Origin of the sequence: Streptomyces sp. NPDC017448 (assembly GCF_044330565.1) — a bacterium.
GTDB lineage: Bacteria > Actinomycetota > Actinomycetes > Streptomycetales > Streptomycetaceae > Streptomyces.
Window position 1 is genome coordinate 112,120 of the sequence record NZ_JBIRLM010000024.1, and the last position, 15,417, is coordinate 127,536.

The 15,417-nt window shown below is 72.2% G+C and carries 11 protein-coding genes and 2 tRNA genes; 10 read left to right on the forward strand and 3 right to left on the reverse strand.

Annotation, left to right across the window (positions count from 1 at the left end):
- Positions 1-81 precede the first annotated feature (81 nt).
- The 3 genes from sigJ (at position 82) to ACH4K1_RS29330 (ending at position 4,787) form a co-directional block, all read left to right on the forward strand.
- Positions 82-1,026 carry an RNA polymerase sigma factor SigJ gene (gene sigJ / locus ACH4K1_RS29320; RefSeq protein WP_398092568.1) on the forward strand — a complete coding sequence of 315 codons (945 nt, stop codon included), beginning with the start codon at positions 82-84 and terminating at the stop codon, positions 1,024-1,026.
- Between the two features lie 92 nt (positions 1,027-1,118).
- Positions 1,119-2,441, forward strand: a complete 1,323-nt coding sequence (locus ACH4K1_RS29325) for an NAD(P)/FAD-dependent oxidoreductase (protein WP_398092569.1) — start codon at positions 1,119-1,121, stop codon at positions 2,439-2,441.
- Positions 2,442-4,253: 1,812 nt separating this feature from the next.
- Entirely contained in the window at positions 4,254-4,787 is a 534-nt protein-coding gene (locus ACH4K1_RS29330) for an NUDIX hydrolase (protein ID WP_398092570.1), read from the forward strand.
- On the opposite strand, the gene ACH4K1_RS29335 is transcribed toward ACH4K1_RS29330, so the two are convergent.
- Positions 4,765-6,114: a hypothetical protein gene (locus ACH4K1_RS29335; RefSeq protein ID WP_398092571.1), complete on the reverse strand. Its 1,350-nt coding sequence runs from the start codon at positions 6,112-6,114 to the stop codon at positions 4,765-4,767. The genes ACH4K1_RS29330 and ACH4K1_RS29335 overlap by 23 nt on opposite strands.
- A 124-nt stretch (positions 6,115-6,238) precedes the next feature.
- Here ACH4K1_RS29335 and ACH4K1_RS29340 point away from each other — a divergent pair, with 124 nt between their 5' ends.
- The 5 genes from ACH4K1_RS29340 to ACH4K1_RS29360 all read left to right on the forward strand — a co-directional run bounded on the left by ACH4K1_RS29340 (position 6,239) and on the right by ACH4K1_RS29360 (position 8,939).
- Positions 6,239-6,439 (forward strand): hypothetical protein, encoded by a 201-nt coding sequence (locus ACH4K1_RS29340; RefSeq protein WP_398092572.1) that lies wholly within the window; start codon positions 6,239-6,241, stop codon positions 6,437-6,439.
- On the forward strand, positions 6,439-6,768 hold the full coding sequence (locus ACH4K1_RS29345) for a hypothetical protein (protein ID WP_398092573.1): 330 nt from the start codon (positions 6,439-6,441) through the stop codon (positions 6,766-6,768). Before ACH4K1_RS29340 ends, ACH4K1_RS29345 begins: the two co-directional genes overlap by 1 nt.
- Entirely contained in the window at positions 6,756-7,874 is a 1,119-nt protein-coding gene (locus ACH4K1_RS29350; RefSeq protein ID WP_398092574.1) for a radical SAM protein, read from the forward strand. Before ACH4K1_RS29345 ends, ACH4K1_RS29350 begins: the two co-directional genes overlap by 13 nt.
- On the forward strand, positions 7,871-8,008 hold the full coding sequence (locus ACH4K1_RS29355; RefSeq protein ID WP_398092575.1) for a hypothetical protein: 138 nt from the start codon (positions 7,871-7,873) through the stop codon (positions 8,006-8,008). The genes ACH4K1_RS29350 and ACH4K1_RS29355 overlap by 4 nt, the downstream gene beginning before the upstream one ends.
- A 109-nt stretch (positions 8,009-8,117) precedes the next feature.
- A complete protein-coding gene (locus ACH4K1_RS29360) occupies positions 8,118-8,939 on the forward strand; it encodes an aminoglycoside phosphotransferase (protein ID WP_398092576.1) in 822 nt (273 codons plus the stop codon).
- Positions 8,940-9,152: 213 nt separating this feature from the next.
- On the opposite strand, the gene ACH4K1_RS29365 is transcribed toward ACH4K1_RS29360, so the two are convergent.
- Both ACH4K1_RS29365 and ACH4K1_RS29370 read right to left on the reverse strand, forming a co-directional pair.
- Positions 9,153-9,225 (reverse strand) — tRNA-Arg (locus tag ACH4K1_RS29365).
- A gap of 262 nt (positions 9,226-9,487) precedes the next feature.
- A tRNA-Ser gene (locus ACH4K1_RS29370) sits at positions 9,488-9,578 on the reverse strand.
- Between the two features lie 337 nt (positions 9,579-9,915).
- Here ACH4K1_RS29370 and ACH4K1_RS29375 point away from each other — a divergent pair.
- Both ACH4K1_RS29375 and ACH4K1_RS29380 read left to right on the forward strand, forming a co-directional pair.
- Positions 9,916-10,491, forward strand: coding sequence for an SSI family serine proteinase inhibitor (locus tag ACH4K1_RS29375; RefSeq protein WP_398092577.1), 576 nt, complete (start codon positions 9,916-9,918; stop codon positions 10,489-10,491).
- 318 nt (positions 10,492-10,809) lie between these two features.
- Complete coding sequence (locus tag ACH4K1_RS29380) at positions 10,810-15,252, forward strand: PAS domain-containing protein (protein ID WP_398092578.1); 4,443 nt, start codon at positions 10,810-10,812, stop codon at positions 15,250-15,252.
- The last annotated feature ends 165 nt before the right edge of the window (positions 15,253-15,417 follow it).

The window sequence follows — 15,417 nt, forward strand, 5'->3', positions numbered from 1 at the left end:
TCCTCACGCCCCGTATCCGTCCGGCTACCCCGCCCCGGCCCCGCCGAACGGCCGCCGCGCGTTCCCGTTAGGATCCGGGCCATGGCGCTGACCGGGGACCAGGTGGACCTGTTCGAGGCTTCCATGCCCCGGCTGAAGGCCATCGCGTACCGCCTGCTCGGCTCGGCGGACGGTGCGGAGGACGTCGTGCAGGACACGTTCCTGAGGTGGCAGGCCGCCGACGTCGAACGCATCGAGGTCCCCGAGGCGTGGCTGACGAAGGTGCTCACCAACCTCTGCCTCAACGAACTCACCTCGGCGCGCGCCCGGCGCGAGACGTACGTGGGCCAGTGGCTGCCCGAACCGCTGCTCGCGGGCGACCCGATGCTCGGCCCCGCCGAGACCGCCGAGCAGCGCGAGTCGGTCTCGTTCGCGGTGCTCGCCCTGATGGAGCGGCTGTCCCCCGACGAGCGGGCGGTGTACGTGCTGCGGGAGGCGTTCGGCCACCCGCACCGGAAGATCGCCGAGATCCTCGACACCACGGAGTCCGCGAGCCAACAACTGTTCCACCGCGCGAAGAAGCACATCGCGGCGGGCCGCACCCGTACGGAGGTCGACGCGGCGGCCGCCCGGCGGATCGTCGAGGAGTTCCTGACCGCCGCCGTCAGCGGCCGGACCGAACCGCTCGTCCGGCTGCTCACCGCGGACGCCGTCGCGATCGGCGACGGCGGCGGAAAGGTGCCGGCCCGCGCGAAGCCGTTCACGGGCGCGGCGGCGGTCGCGACGTTCCTGCGCAGCCTGTTCGTCCCCAACCGGGCCGCCCTCAGACTCATCGGCGGCTCGGCGGAGATCCACCTCTCCTCCGCCAACGGGTTGCCCGCCCTGGTGGCCGTGGTCCGGGGCCGGGTCATCGGCGTGATGTGCCCGGAGATCACCGAAGACGGCATCGCGGCGTTCCGCAACCAGGCCAACCCCGACAAGCTGGAACGCGCGACGCGGCGGTGGGCGGCGGCGGACCACGGGGAGCCGGTGCTCCGCATCGGCTGACGCGAGTGGCCCACGTCACTCCGGCCGCCTGTCAGGAAACGCGGGGCTGCCCGGTTCAAGGGGAAAACCGCGCGAGACAGGAGTGGCAGGACATGCAGCAGCACACGCGTCACACCGCCCACCAGCACCGCATCGTCGTCCTCGGAGCCGGGTACACCGGAGCGAGCGCGGCCGGACGCCTCGCCGCCCGGTTGCACCGCGAAGACGTCTCCATCACCCTCGTCAACGCCGAACCGGACTTCGTCGAGCGCGTCCGCATGCACCAGCTCGCGGTGGGCCGGGCCCTGCGCCCCCGCCCGCTCGGCGAGATGTTCGCGGGCACGGGGGTGGAGCTCCGGCTGGGGCGGGTCACGGCGATCGACGTGGACGCGCGAACGGTGACGGTGGCGACCGGCCCCGCCTCCGGCCCGGCCACCGGCCCGGCCACGGGGGCCGGTGCGGTCACGGGCCCCGCCTCCGGTCCGGCCACCGGGGCCGGTGCGGTCACGGGCGCCCCACGCGAAGCGGACGGTTCGGAGACCGTGCCGTACGACACCCTGGTCTACGCCCTGGGCAGCGCCTGGAACACCCACGCCGTCCCCGGTGTGGCCGAACACGCCCACGACATCGCCAACCGCCCCGGAGCCCTGCGCCTGCGCGACCGCCTGGCGGCCCTCGCACCCGGCAGCCCCGTCACGGTCGTCGGCGGCGGCCTGACCGGTGTGGAGGGTGCGACGGAACTGGCCGAGGCCCGCCCCGACCTCGACGTGTCACTGATCGCCCGCGGCCCGCTGGGCGACTGGCTCTCCCCCAAGGGCGCCCGCCACCTGCGGAAGGTCTTCGCCGGCCTGCGGATCACCGTCCACGAGAACACGGAGGTCACCGCCGTGCACGCCGACCGGGTCTCCACCACCGGAGGCGCCGTCCCGGCCGCGGCCACCCTCTGGACGACGGGCTTCGCGGTCCACCCGATCGCCCGGGCCACGGCGCTGGAGACGGCCGAGGACGGGCAGATCACGGTCGACGCCACGATGCGCTCGACCTCGCACCCGGACGTGTACGCCATCGGCGACGCGGCCCGCGCGGCCGGCCCCGGCGGCACACCGCTGCGCATGTCGTGCGCCTCGGGCATCCCCACCGCCTGGCAGGCCGCCGACGCCATCGCCGCCCGCCTCACCGGCGCCAAGCTCCCGACCCTGGTCCCGCGCTACTTCAACCAGTGCGTCTCCCTGGGCCGCAAGGAGGGCCTGATCCAGTACGTCACCGCCGACGACCGCTCGGTCAACGCCACCTTGACGGGCCGTCCGGCCGCGCTCTACAAGGAGACGGTCTGCAAAGGGGCGGCCTGGTCCGTGGCCCACCCGACACTGAACCTGCCGACCCGCCGCCGCCGGGTAACGGCAGCCCCGGCACGGACGACCGCGACGACCGCCTGAGAACCACCCGGTCCGTAGAGCTCCAGGGCCGGTCCGTCTTGTGCCGGGGCTCTGAAAACGACTCTGGGGGCCTCCGGCCTGCTGTGCACTCGGCAGGATTCGAACCTGCAACCTTCTGATCCGTAGCTCTAGCCGGATAGGACAGTGGTGGTCATACCAGCCGTTACGAGGGTCCGGAGAGACGGTGGCGTACGGGGTCGGTTTCTGTGGTTGCGATACACCGCTGCTGTGCGTCCATTGACAGCGACGGAGACCACAACGTCCCACAGTTCAGCGTGCGGCACGGACCTATGCCCGATCCAAGTGCTTCCGAGCTGTCAAGATGAACGTAGCGACAAGCTCCCCAGTGGCCATAGTGGTTGTGGCCTCAATCTGAGGAGCCTGCAGACAATGTGAAGTACGGGATGCTTGTGGCAGATGTGTGCCGGATTGACCCAGGCCTACAAGTTGGCGCATACGCGATTCTCCAAAAACTTCTCTCGTTGGGGCTGGTCGAGAGCGCACTACGCGGCATGATCTATAGCGGAACTTACCGCCCCTACACCCTGTCCGGTTTGGGTAGGCGACTACTAATACTCCTGGCCGACGAGACCCCCGCCTCGCCGGGAGATCAACTGGGCAGCCTGCCCGACATGAGATCCCATCGCACGGTGACCAGCGGCCACGGAGAGGAAGACCCTTACAGCGCCTCGCGCACGGCATGACACAGGACAGCCCCAGGGCCAGCACCTAGTCGAATGTAGGACGAATCCGTTCTTGACGGCTGAACGAGCCGAGTGGCAAGATTCGACTGTTCGTCAGTTGAGACTAGGGGCCGGGACTTGGGGTTCAATTCCCCTTACCGCCCTCCTCGTACTCGTCTCGGTTGCATTGGCACTCAGGTTCATCATTCTGACCCTAGGTAACACAAAGTCAGAATGCCCGAATACTAATGCTCCACGAGGGGAGGCCATATGAAGAAAATGCGAAAGTCGATTTTGGCTGTTTTGAATGCAGCTGTGACGGTCGTAGAGGGATTGGTAGCTGGATTGCTGCTCCCTGTCTGAGCTGACGAATAAGCGGCCTCGGGGCGTTACGCTCCGGGGCCCTCGCTTTTCTTGCCACCCACCACTCGCCCCAGCTCCCATCCCGTCCGCCTTCGACCCACACACCGTGGAGCGGTCGTGGTTCAGGGCGTCAAGGTGGAGCGCGCCACTGTACGAACGACCTTGACGCCCTGGGCCGCGACCGCTCGGCTCTGCCTGGGTCGAAGGTGGTCGGGATGGGAGCCCCGCGACGCTCGCCCCGCTCCGGCCGGCACTCGCGAACGGCGCCCCGTCCATCCCGGAGTCTGAGCGCCCTCGCCGGAGGCATCCTCGTGAAGCCGCGGGCTTGGTTCTCGCCTCATGCTCTACGGGCCTATCCACTGCGGGCGCGCGTCGGCGGCGGCAGCGCCGAGCGGGCCGAAGGCAGGAGCTCGGGCGCAGCCGGAGCCGGGAAGCGCGCCTGGCGGAGCGGAGCGCAGCCGGGTGCTTGATGAGGTAGAGAAACCTGTAACAACCGCCCCAGCACACATGCACTTCGGCCTGACCGCTCAGCGGAAGGTCCTGTCCGCGCCGTCGTTCAACCCTGCGTGCGCCTCTGCCGACACCAGACGCTGCACTACCGAGCCGTCAGGGCGCGTAGCCGCCATACCTTCCCGGGGCCCGTCACGCGACATGCCACGCTGCGCGCGCATCTTGTAAGCGTCAATGTGACGCGAACTTGTCCGATGCACAGTCGCTGCACCCGCATCTCTGCGATGCTGAAGCCCGATCGAGAGGGGCCGCAGCGATGCAGTGGAAGATCCATGGGGAACGTCCGATCTACGAGAACAGCTGGGTGAACCTGTGGCTCACCGACGTCGAGACGCCGGACGGGAACCGCTGGGAGCACCACGTCGTCAAGCTTCGGCACCTGGCCGTGGCCGCCGTCGTCAACGAGCGGCGCGAGGTTCTGATGATGTGGCGGCATCGCTTCATCACGGACGCCTGGGCGTGGGAGCTGCCCATGGGCCTGGTCGAGGAGGGCGAGACGCCGGCCGAGGCGGCGGCCCGTGAGGTGCTGGAGGAAACCGGCTGGCGCCCCGGTCCGATCAAGCCGCTGATCTACGCCGAGCCGGCGAACGGCATCACCGACTCCCAGCACCACGTCTTCCGGGCCGACGGGGCAACGTACGAGGGTCCGCCGACCGAGAAGAACGAGTCGGACCGGATCGAGTGGATCCCGCTGGCCGACGTGCGGGGCATGATCGACCGGCGCGAGATCGTCAGCGGCGGATCCCTCGTCGGGCTGCTCTACGTGCTCATGGACGAGGCGATCCGCTGACCTGGCGGGGCAGCACTGCCCGAAGCCGGGACTCGAAAGCCACCGCGGCCGGTTCGCGACGGAAGGGCTCCAACTGCTCGTAGAACTCCCGAAGGTGGCCGGCGACTCGTTGCGAGCTGACGGCCGCCGCCGGGGCGAGCGCGGCCATGGCCGTGTGGCACGCCTCGTCGAGTTTGCCGCGTTGGAGCTGGGTGCGGGCGAGCCAGAAGGCGTGGAAGGCGCGGCCTCGGTGGTTCGATGCGTGTTCGCGGCAGAGGGCGTCCGCAATCAGGGGTTCGGCGAGGGCAGCTTCGCCCAGGCGGCCGTGCGCGATGCCGGTGTCCACGATCAGCTTCGGTTCGTCGAAGTAGGCGACCCAGGCCGGATCCGGATCACCGTTGCCGATCCGCCCGAACTGGGTGTGGGCTTCCGAGATCGCGGTGTGGGTCGCGCCGTGGCTGCCGAGGGTGGCGTGGGCGAAGGCTTCCCGCATCGCGAGCATAGCCAGGACGCGCGGTGTCGTACCCGCCGCCGCTCGGGCCTGGTCCTGGGCGGCCGTGACGAATGCGAGGGCGTCGCCGGGCTTGTCCTGGTAGGTGGCCTGGAGGCTCATGCAGGCGAGGACGTTGGCCATGAACTGGCGGTCATCGATGGCCTTGGCCAGGCCGAGGGATTCGGTGAAGTAGGCGCGTGCCTGGTGGTACTGGCGGGCGTCGAAGTAGGTCCATCCGGTGAGCCGGGCCAGCTCGGCCGCGATGCTGTGCAGGCCGTCCCGCAGAGGAGCCGGACGCTGTTCCTTGAGGAGATCGACGACGTAGCGGAGTTGGCCCACGACCGCCGGCCGTAAGGTCTCGCCGCCGTGCTCGTCGTCCCGGCGCCAGTAGTCCGCGATCGACGAATGCAGCGCGTCCAGCGTCGAGGCGCTGAGATCCCGCTCGGCCGCCAGGGCAAGGATCCTGTCGACGTCCGCCCCCGGTAGTCCGGCGGCCAGTGGTTCGCCGGCTGAGGGGGCCGGCACTTCGGCCGGTTCGCGGGGCGTGACTGTCAGGCTGGGCGGCGTTTCCCAGGAGCGTCGGGCAAGACCGAGCATGTGTCCGGGGATGCGCAGTCCGTCGGAGACCCGTTCGATCACGTCCATGTGCAGCAGCTGCCGTCGTCCGGCGATCACCTCGCCCACGCGGCTCGGGGTCAGGTCGCAACGGCGCGCGACCATCGACGGATAGATGCCTGCTCGTGCCTTGACCAGCTGAAAGATGCGGCCGAAGTCCCTGGCCTGGCATGCCTCGATCATCACTGGGTTCGTGAGCAGGCTGACCGGGAGTTCCTTCGAGCGAGATGGCTCGGGCATCGGGCACGCTCCGGCATGAGGACTACGGATCGCTGCACTTTGGTCAACCGAGGGTGATGTTACCCACGTTGGGTAATCCGCTTGGTCTTTCTGGCCGGTCTCGCAGAACGCGATGCTCCTGTCCATGGCGAACGGACAGGACGACGTACGGATGACGTTGCGGGTCTCCCGTGACTCCGGCCAGACGTGGGGGCCTCTCACGGAGGTACGCGTGGGCGAGAACCCGGTGGTCCCGGAGAACCCGGGCCGCTACCCGCCGTGCGTCTGCCCCCGGTGCTCGCAGCAGGCCCGGAACGCCGTCGCGTCCTTCCGGATGGTGTGGTGATGCGGTGCGCGCACTGGCGCCGGGTGCCCCTCGACCTGGCAAGGAAAGCACGGGCGAAGTCGACCGCCTCGTACATCGACAGGGCCGTGCAGTGCCAGCTGTCCGCGCACGGCGAGGGTGAGCACTTCGGTCTCCTCACCGACGACGGGGTGTACGGGACCGCGCTGTGGCTCCGCTGGCACGGGACAGGCGAGACGGCACTCGTCGTCCTGCCGGACTGCCCGGTGACCGCCCCTGGTCCTGACGGCGAGGGCTGCTGTCTGTTCGCCGGTCACGTCAAGCAGCACACCTGGGAAGACGCCCCGGAGGAGACCCCGTGCACCAACTGATCGCGAGCCCGTACAACGGAACGTTCCTGATCGCCCGCCCCGGCTCCAAGGGCGGCATGCGCATCCCCCGGACGCTCTACGAAGAGCTGGCCTCGACCGCCGGGGGCAGCAGTTCGCCGCCGGCCTGGCTCCTCGACCACGCCCGCAAGGCCTGGAACGTGGATCTGACGGGCGTGGCAATGCGGGACGCCGTCCTCGTACGCTCCGGTACCGGTCTCGGCTACGGCCGGGCCACGTACGAGATCAACAAGGGTTGCAACTTCAACTGCGAGCACTGCTACCTCGCGGAGCGGAAGTTCGAGGGACTGCCCTGGCCGGACAAGGTCCGGCTCCTGCACCTGCTGCGGGACGCCGGGGTGCTGTGGCTCCAGTTCACCGGCGGTGAGCCGCTGATCGACCGGGACTTCGTGGACGCGTACACCCTCGCTCACCGCTCCGGGATGCTGATCGAGATCCTTACCAACGGCTCCCGGCTCCACCACCCCGAGATCATCGGCCTCCTGCGCGAGCTGCCACCGCACAAGGTGACCGTCTCCCTCTACGGGGCGGCCCCGAACAGCTTCGACTCGCTCACCCGGAAGCCGGGAGCGTTCAAGCTGGTCGAGAAGGGGCTCATCGCGGCGCGCGAGGCCGGCATCGCGCTGGAACTGGCGCTGATCATCACCCGGCACAACGCCCATGAGCTGGACGCCATGCGGGTCCTCGCCGAACGGTACGGGGCGAGCCGCCAGGAGTACGGCACGATCTCCCCCACCTACACCGGCACGCCCGAACCGCTGGCAGCGCAGGCCCCCGGCTTCCTGGACAAGACCAGCGTCTTCAAGGGCTGCCCCGCCGGCCACACCTTCTTCCACGTCGACCCGCACGGCCTGGCGACCATGTGCAAGGTCGGCCGCGAAAACCCCATCGACCTCATGTCCGAGGGCCTGGACGGGCTCCTCCGTCTTCCCGGCGTCGCCAATGCCCAGATGCTTCGCACCGGTGGCTGCGGCGGCTGCCGGCTCTCCGGCACCTGCCGGGTCTGCCGACCGCTCGCCAAGGCGTACCAGGAGGCGAAGGCACCACTGAACACCTACTGCCAACACGGAAGCGAGGAAGCGTCATGACCGCTGTCATGGTGGAGATCAACCCCCGGCCGCCAGTCCTGGAGGAGCCGGAGGGAGTGATCCTCCTGGACGACTTGGAGGTGCTGTCCGAAGGGGCCGTCCCGGGCTGCAACGACGACAACCCGTACCGGTAGACGACCGGCCCTGCAGAACCGCGGGGGCTTCCGGACGTTCTTCCGTCGGAAGCCCCCGCACCACTGCCCGTTCCCACCCGCACCCCCCTTCGTGGAAGAGTGACGTCCCATGGCGACCACCCGCATCGGCCTCGACCGACTGCCGCCCGCCGCCCGCGCAGCCGTCGAAGAGCACACCGGCCCCCTCCTCACGGTCGAGGAGACCACCGAGGGCTTCAACAGCGAGATCGCGGCCCGCGTCACCTCCACCACGGGCACCTGGCACATCAAGGGGCTGCGCACCGACCACCCCCGCGCCTGGACCCAGCGCCGGGAGGCCGAGATCGCCCCCTCCCTCACCGGCCTGGCCCCCGCCCTCCGCTGGCGCGTCGAGGCCGCCGGCTGGGACCTCCTCGGTTTCGAAGTGCTCGGCGGCCACCACGCCGACTACGCCCCCGGCTCCCCCGACCTCCCCGAAGTCGCCTCCCTCCTGCGCCGACTCGGCGAGGCCCCTCGCCCCGGCATCGAGCTGCGGCACGCCGAACAGCGCCTGGAGCACTACGCCGCTCGTCCCGACGACCTCCGCTACTTCGCCGGGACTCACCTCCTCCACACCGACCTGAACAACACCAACGTCCTCATCGACGACCGCGCCTCCTCCGGTGACCGAGCCCGCCTGGTCGACTGGGCCTGGGCCACCCGCGGCGCGGCCTGGCTCGACGCCGCCTACTGGATCATCTGGCTCATCGCTGCAGGACACACCCCCACATCCGCCGAGCACTGGGCCGCCGAGATCCCCTCCTGGCACACCGCCCCCGCCGAGGGCATCACCGCCTTCGCCGCCGCCAACGCCAACGTCTGGTCCGAGATCAGCAACGCCGATCCCTCCCCGTGGACCCTGCGCCTCGCGAGGGCCACCACCACCTGGCACGCGCACCGCAGGACTGGTTGAACCGAACCGTCCACCGGGTGAGCCGGGCAAGCAGCCGGCCGCCCCGACCACGTCTGGTGGAACAGCAACCCGTGGTGAGCAGCGCGAGTTTGGGGTCCACCCCGCTTCTGTCGGCTCTGTCGGCTCTGTCAGCCGTGATCGCCGTGGAGCAGCTGCCCGCTCCCGAAACGCGAGAGGCCCCCAGGATTTCTCCTGGGGGCCTCCGGCCTGCTGTGCACTCGGCAGGATTCGAACCTGCAACCTTCTGATCCGTAGTCAGATGCTCTATCCGTTAAGCTACGAGTGCTTGGCGTTCCAGGCTTTTTCTTCCCGGTCGGCGTTGCGAGAACAACATTACATGACCTGCGCCGTGACGCGAAATCCATTAGCCCTACCGCGCCTGACCTGCGAAAACAGCGTCTCTGGGCTCATCTCGGCCATGCTCCTCCCGTCCCGACCCGTCCCGGCCCCTCCGGGCCTCCCCGGCCCCGCCCGCCTGCCCGGCGACGGGCCCCCGCGCCCGGAACGGCCGAAGCCCCGTGCCAGGGGCACGGGGCTTCGGGGTGGAGCGGAGGCGGAGGGATTTGAACCCTCGATGGGCTTTAAGACCCAAACCGCATTAGCAGTGCGGCGCCATAGACCGGACTAGGCGACGCCTCCTCCACACACCTCGCGCGGACGCGAGTGGTGCGTGCAGATGATGACACAGTCGAACGCCGTGCCACCAATCGCGGCTCACGTTACTAGTCCTCCGGGGGCCGGGGCAAAGCGGTTCGGCGCGGTGGCGCAACGTCCTGGCGCGGCGCGCGTTAGAGAGAAGGGCGGGGGCCCGGGTCTCCGTCCGCCGTCGCCTCCGTGAGCCGTCGCCGGCTCCGCGAGTCCCCGTCGCCCGTCCGTCGTCCGTCGTCTTCCGTCAGCCGTGGTGGCCGGGCGGGTCCGTGATCGTCCGTGACCGCCGTCCGCGGCCGACCTCGCCGCAGAGATCCTGGAGCTTCCCATGGTGCGCCGTCTCGTCCTCACCGCCGTCGTCTCGCTCGCCGCGCTCGCCACCGCCGTGCCGGCGTCCACCGCCTCCGGGCCCGCGTCCTCGGTTCCGGCGCCCTCCGCCGTGCCCACCTCCGGGCCGTTCGCCGCCGCCCGGCCCGCCCCGGGACCGCTGCCCCTGCCCGTGCCGCTCCCGCTCCCCGGGCTCCCGGGCGGCGGGGCGGGCGAGGCGCCCGGCGAGGTGGACGAGACCCAGACCCGGCTCACCGTGAGCGTGGAGAACACCGGCGTCCCCGGGGCCGACGGGACGTTCGAGCTGGAGTGCGGACCCACCGGGGGCACCCACCCGGAGGGCCAGGCCGCCTGTGACCGGCTGGCGGAGGCCGGGGCCACCCGGTCGGGGCGGCAGGAGCTCTTCCGGGAGACCCCCGCGGGCACGATGTGCACGATGATCCACGGCGGCGACGCCTTCGCCCGCATCGTGGGCACCTGGGAGGGCCGGGCCGTGGACACCACCGCGAGCCGTCGCGACGGTTGCGAGATCGCCCGCTGGAACAGCCTCGTCCCGGTGCTCCCCGACGTTCGCTGAGCCCAGCCGGGCACCCTGATGGCCCCGGAGTGAAGGCGCGCGCTCCCGACGGCGCCCGGGGCTCTCCGGTACGTCCCGCGCGCCCCCGAAAGACGGGGGCCGCGCCGTGTGTCCGCGCACGTCATCGGGTGCGCGGACAGCCGCCCCAGGGGTCCTCGGCGCACCCGGCGCGCACAGAACCTTGGTGAGAGCTCCCCCTCATCCGCCGTCCCGGGGGCTCCCCCTGGCCTTAGACTCCTCCAGTGACAGCCCGCGGTCCGAGGGGCAAGATGGGGCCCGCTGTCGGCAAGGTGCGGTAATCAGGGAGGAAGCGTCGTCGTGAGCAGCAGGCCGTCCCGAGGCACTGCTCGCCTCGCAGCCATACTCGATGCCCTTCCCGACGGGCTGCTGCTCGTCAACTGCAACGGCACCGTCGTCAACGCCAACGCCATCGCCATCGACATGTTCGAGTCCCCGGGCACCGCGCTCGTCGGTCGCGGTCTGCTCGACCTGCTGCCGGAGTTCGACTCCCGGCTGATCCCGGGCTCGATGCGCCGGCCCGAGACCACGGACGAGCAGGGCAGGACCAAGCCGACCCGGATGATCGCGCGGCGCACGGACCGCCGCGAGTACCCGGTCGAGGTCACCAGCGCGAGCCTCGACAGCCGTCAGGCCGCGTACAACGAGATCCACTCCAGTTACACCGGCGACGAGCTCCTCATGATCGTCGTACGGGACCTCTCCGGCACCGTCGACACCGAGGCGGAGCTGGCCCGTTCCCAGCGGCAGACCGAGATGATCCTGCGGGCCGCCTCCGAGGGCGTCGTCGGCACGGACACCGAGGGGCGCGTCGTCCTGGTCAACCCCGCCGCCGCGCAGATCCTCGGCTTCCGGGCCAGCGACCTCGGAGGCCAGGAGCTGCACCCGCTGGTCCTGCACTCGCGGGCGGAGGGCGAGCCGTTCCCCTACGAGGACTCACCGCTCGCCGACACCCTCAGGTCGGGGCGCAAGCACCGGGTGCGCGGGCAGGTGCTGTGGTCCAAGAGCGGCGCGCAGGTGCCGGTGGACCTGACGACCGCCCCGGTACGGGACGGGGACCAGCTCGTCGGCGCGGTGATGACGTTCACCGACCGCCGCCCGTACGAGGAGTTGTCGGCGCAGCACACGAGCGTCGTCGCCGAGCTGACCACGAGCCACGCCGACGAGGTCACCGCCCTCAAGGAGGCGCACGCCGCCGAGATCGAGGCGCTGAAGGAGGCCCACACCGCCGAGCTCGCCGACCGCAGCGAACGGTACGCCGCCGAGATCGAGAGCCAGGCCGACCTGCTCGCCTCCCTGGGCGCCCGGCACGCCCAGCTCACCGCCGTCCTCGGCGGTTCGCTGCGCGGGCCCCTGGAGGAGCTGCGGGGCGAACTGTCCACGCTCGCCTCCGACCCGGCCGGGCAGTTGTGGCCCGAGGCCAACCAGATCCTGCATCACCTCGCCGCCGGGTACGCCCGGATGACCACGCTCGTCGACAACGTCCTGGGCTTCCAGCGCCTGGACGCGGGTATGGAGGGGCTGCACAAGGCCCCCGCCCTGGTCGAGGGGATCGTGAAGGGCGGGATCGACGGGGCGGTCGAGCTGATCGGCCCCGGTCGCGCCCAGTTCGCCGTGCACACCCCGCCGATCGAGGCGGAGGTCGACGCGCGTCAGCTGGCCACCGCCATCGCCCATCTCGTCGCGGACGTCTGCGGGGTCGACTCGACCGGCAAGGCGCGAACCGTCCCCGGGGGCGGCTATGTCGACTCCACGGTCGTCGTGGCCGCCGCTCAGCGCGGGGACGTCGTACGGATCGAGGTACGCGGGCCGTACGCCGGGGGCGATCCGGTGCACGAGCCGATCGTGCGCGGCATCGTCCGGGCGCACGGCGGGGTGCTCCAGACGCATGAGATGCCGGGGATGAGCGGCAGTGCGTACGTCCTCGACGTGCCCGTCGGCGCGGCGGCCGGCACCATCGCGCCCCCGGAGACGGACGGGGCCGGCCCTGCTCCGGAGCCCGCCGCCCCGACGGCCTCCTCCTCGCCCGAGGGCCTCGGGGCGCCCGGCGTCACCAGCGGCGGCCGTCGCCGGGCGCGCCGGTCCTCCACCGACGCGTTCCTGGACAGCCCCGGCGGTACGCCGGAGGATGCCGGGGACCACGCGACCGGCGCCGCGCCTCCCGCCCCCGACGACCGTCCGGACGTCGCGCCGACCGGGCGACGGCGGGCCCGCCGGGGCCCGGCCGCGCCCGAGGAGCAGGCCCCCGAGCTGATCCCGGCCCAGCAGGGCGAGGGGTCCGGACGTCGGCGCGGCCGTCCCAGTCCGGCCGAGGCGGCTCCGGGCACGCCCCCCGGCGCCGCTCCGGGAGAGGCCGCGACCGCCGCGCAGGAGCAGCGGGAGCCCCGGCCGCAGCGGAGCGCGCTGGCCCTGGCCCCCGCCGCGTCTTCCGGGCCGTCCGAGGGGGCGGTCGTCACCGCCGCCGAGAACGCCCAGGGGGGTGGTCGTCCGCAGCTCGGGCAGACCGTTCCGCCCCAGGGGGTTCCGGCGGGCCCGCAGCAGCCCGTTCCGCCGCACGGAGTCCCGGTGGATCCGCAGCAGCCCGTCCCGCCCGCCGGTCGGCGGGGCCGCCGGGAAGGCGAGAACCTCGCCCTCCCCGCCCTCGCGTCCGGCAACGGCGGCGCCCCCGAGGGCGGCCTGGGCCCGGAAGCGTCTCCGTCCGACCGCCGTCCCGGAGGCCGGCGGGCCCGGCGTGCGCTGGCCGCCGCGCAGGAGCGCACGGCCGCCGAGGCCGGTCCGCGCACCGCCTTCGCCCTGCCGCCGGCCGAGGCCGACCGCGCCCCGATCGCGCCCGAAGCCCCGGCAGGCCCTGCCCCGGGGGCGAGCGCGCACCACGCGCGTACCGCACCGGAGGCCGGTTACACCCCTCCCCAGCCGCACCCCGTCGCCCCGCCGCGCATCGGCCCGCAGACGGACGGGCCCCCTGCCCAGGGCGCCCCCTCCCCCGGGACCGCCGGTCCCGGCCCCGCCGACCAGAGCATGCCCGCGGTACCCCGGCCCCCCGGGGCGGCGCCCGCTCCGGGCCGTTCCGACACCGGCGTACCGCAGGACCCGGGCCCCGCACCGTGGGGCGGAACCGGGCAGAACGCCCCTTCCGGCGTCGGCACGGGAGTGGGCCCGACCGCGCACGCCACCGGCACGGCCTCCGTCGCAGGGCACGGACCCGGCACCGGGGCGGCCCCGACCACGCACGGGCCCGGCACCGGGGGCGGTCCGACCGCGCATGCCACCGGCACGGCGTCCCTCGCCGAACCGGCAGCGCATCCGGCCGACGGTGACGCGGGCGTTCCGGCCGCGGACGCGCGGCGGCAGCCGCTGCCGGCCGAGGAGCCGATGCCGGAGGGCGTCCACCCCGATTCGACGCAGGGGCGGGCCTTCAGCGTGCGGACGCTGGGCCAGGGCGTGCCGTTCGCCCAGCACCTCGCACACCAGCAGAACCAGCCGTACCAGGGTGTCGGCGGGGCCGGCCGGCGGCGCAAGCTCGCCGCCCCGCCCGAGGGCGACCGGGATCCGGCCCGGCCCGCCGGCGGTCAGCACGCGTCCCAGCCGAACCCGTCCCAGCCGAACCCGTCCCAGCCGGTCCCGCCGCAGCAGCCCCGGCCCCAGCAGGGCGGCCCGGGCGGTGCTTCCGTGCCCGTCCCCCCGCCCGGCGCCCAGCCCGGCCCGCCCCAGCCCCGGAGCCAGAACCCCGGCCGGAACCAGCCCCCGGCCCAGGGGCCCGCTCAGCCGGACCCGTCGGACCGTCCCTCCCGACCGGGACCGGGCCAGGACCCCTCCGGCCAGGACCCGTCCGGCCAGGGGCCCGGCGCCGGTATCGCCTACGGCGAAGGGCAGCTCATCGCGGCGCCCGTCGCGGAGGGGCGCGCGTACGCCATAGGGGCGCCCGACGAGGGGGCCGAGGGGCCCGAGCCGCTGGACGGGCCCGGAGGCGCGGTCGAGGTGGCCAACCGGCCGCACCCGCGGCCGATGGACGACGAGTTGCCGCCCGAGCCGCTGGACAACCCGCGCCGTCTGCTGGTCTGGCCCGCCCCCGACGTACCGACGCAGCAGGCGCTCAGCGACCGCGGCTACCGTCCGGTGATCGTCAACTCCCGTGAGGAGGTCGACGCCCAGATCGCCGCGTTCCCCGCCGCGCTCTTCGTCGACCCGCTGACCGGTCCCATCACCCGTACCGCCCTGCAGTCGCTGCGCCAGGCGGCCGTGGCGGCCGAGGTCCCCGTGCTGGTCACCGCCGGTCTCGGCCAGGCGACCCGGGAAGCGGCGTACGGGGCCGACCCGGCCGTCCTCCTCAAGGCGCTGGCTCCGCGCGACAGCGAACAGCATCCTCCGCGCGTCCTCCTGATCGAGGAGCACGAGGAGATCGCGGTGGCCCTGACGCAGACCCTGGAGCGGCGGGGGATGCAGGTGGCCCGGGCGGCGACGGACAGCGAGGCCGTCGACCTGGCGGGCCGGATGCGGCCGAACCTCGTGGTGATGGACCTGATGCAGGTACGTCGTCGGCGCGCCGGGATCATCGACTGGCTGCGGGCCAACGGGCAGTTGAACCGCACCCCGCTGGTCGTCTACACCTCGGCCGGGATGGACCAGATGGAGCTGTCGCGGCTCGCCTCGGGGGAAACCGTCCTCTTCCTCGCGGAGCGGTCCACCAGTGACGAGGTCCAGTCGCGGATCGTCGACCTGCTGGCGAAGATCGGCACCAACTGACCGCGCGGGCCGTGCCCACGACAGGGCGGGGGGGGGGGGGGGGTGCCCGACCCCCCCCCCCCCGGTTTAACTGGTAAGGGCGGCGGGCCACGGGCAGAGCCGGGGGTCGTGCCGCCCGGCCCCCGCGGACAGCGTGGGGGTGACCCTCTTGGGGGGCATGGCGGC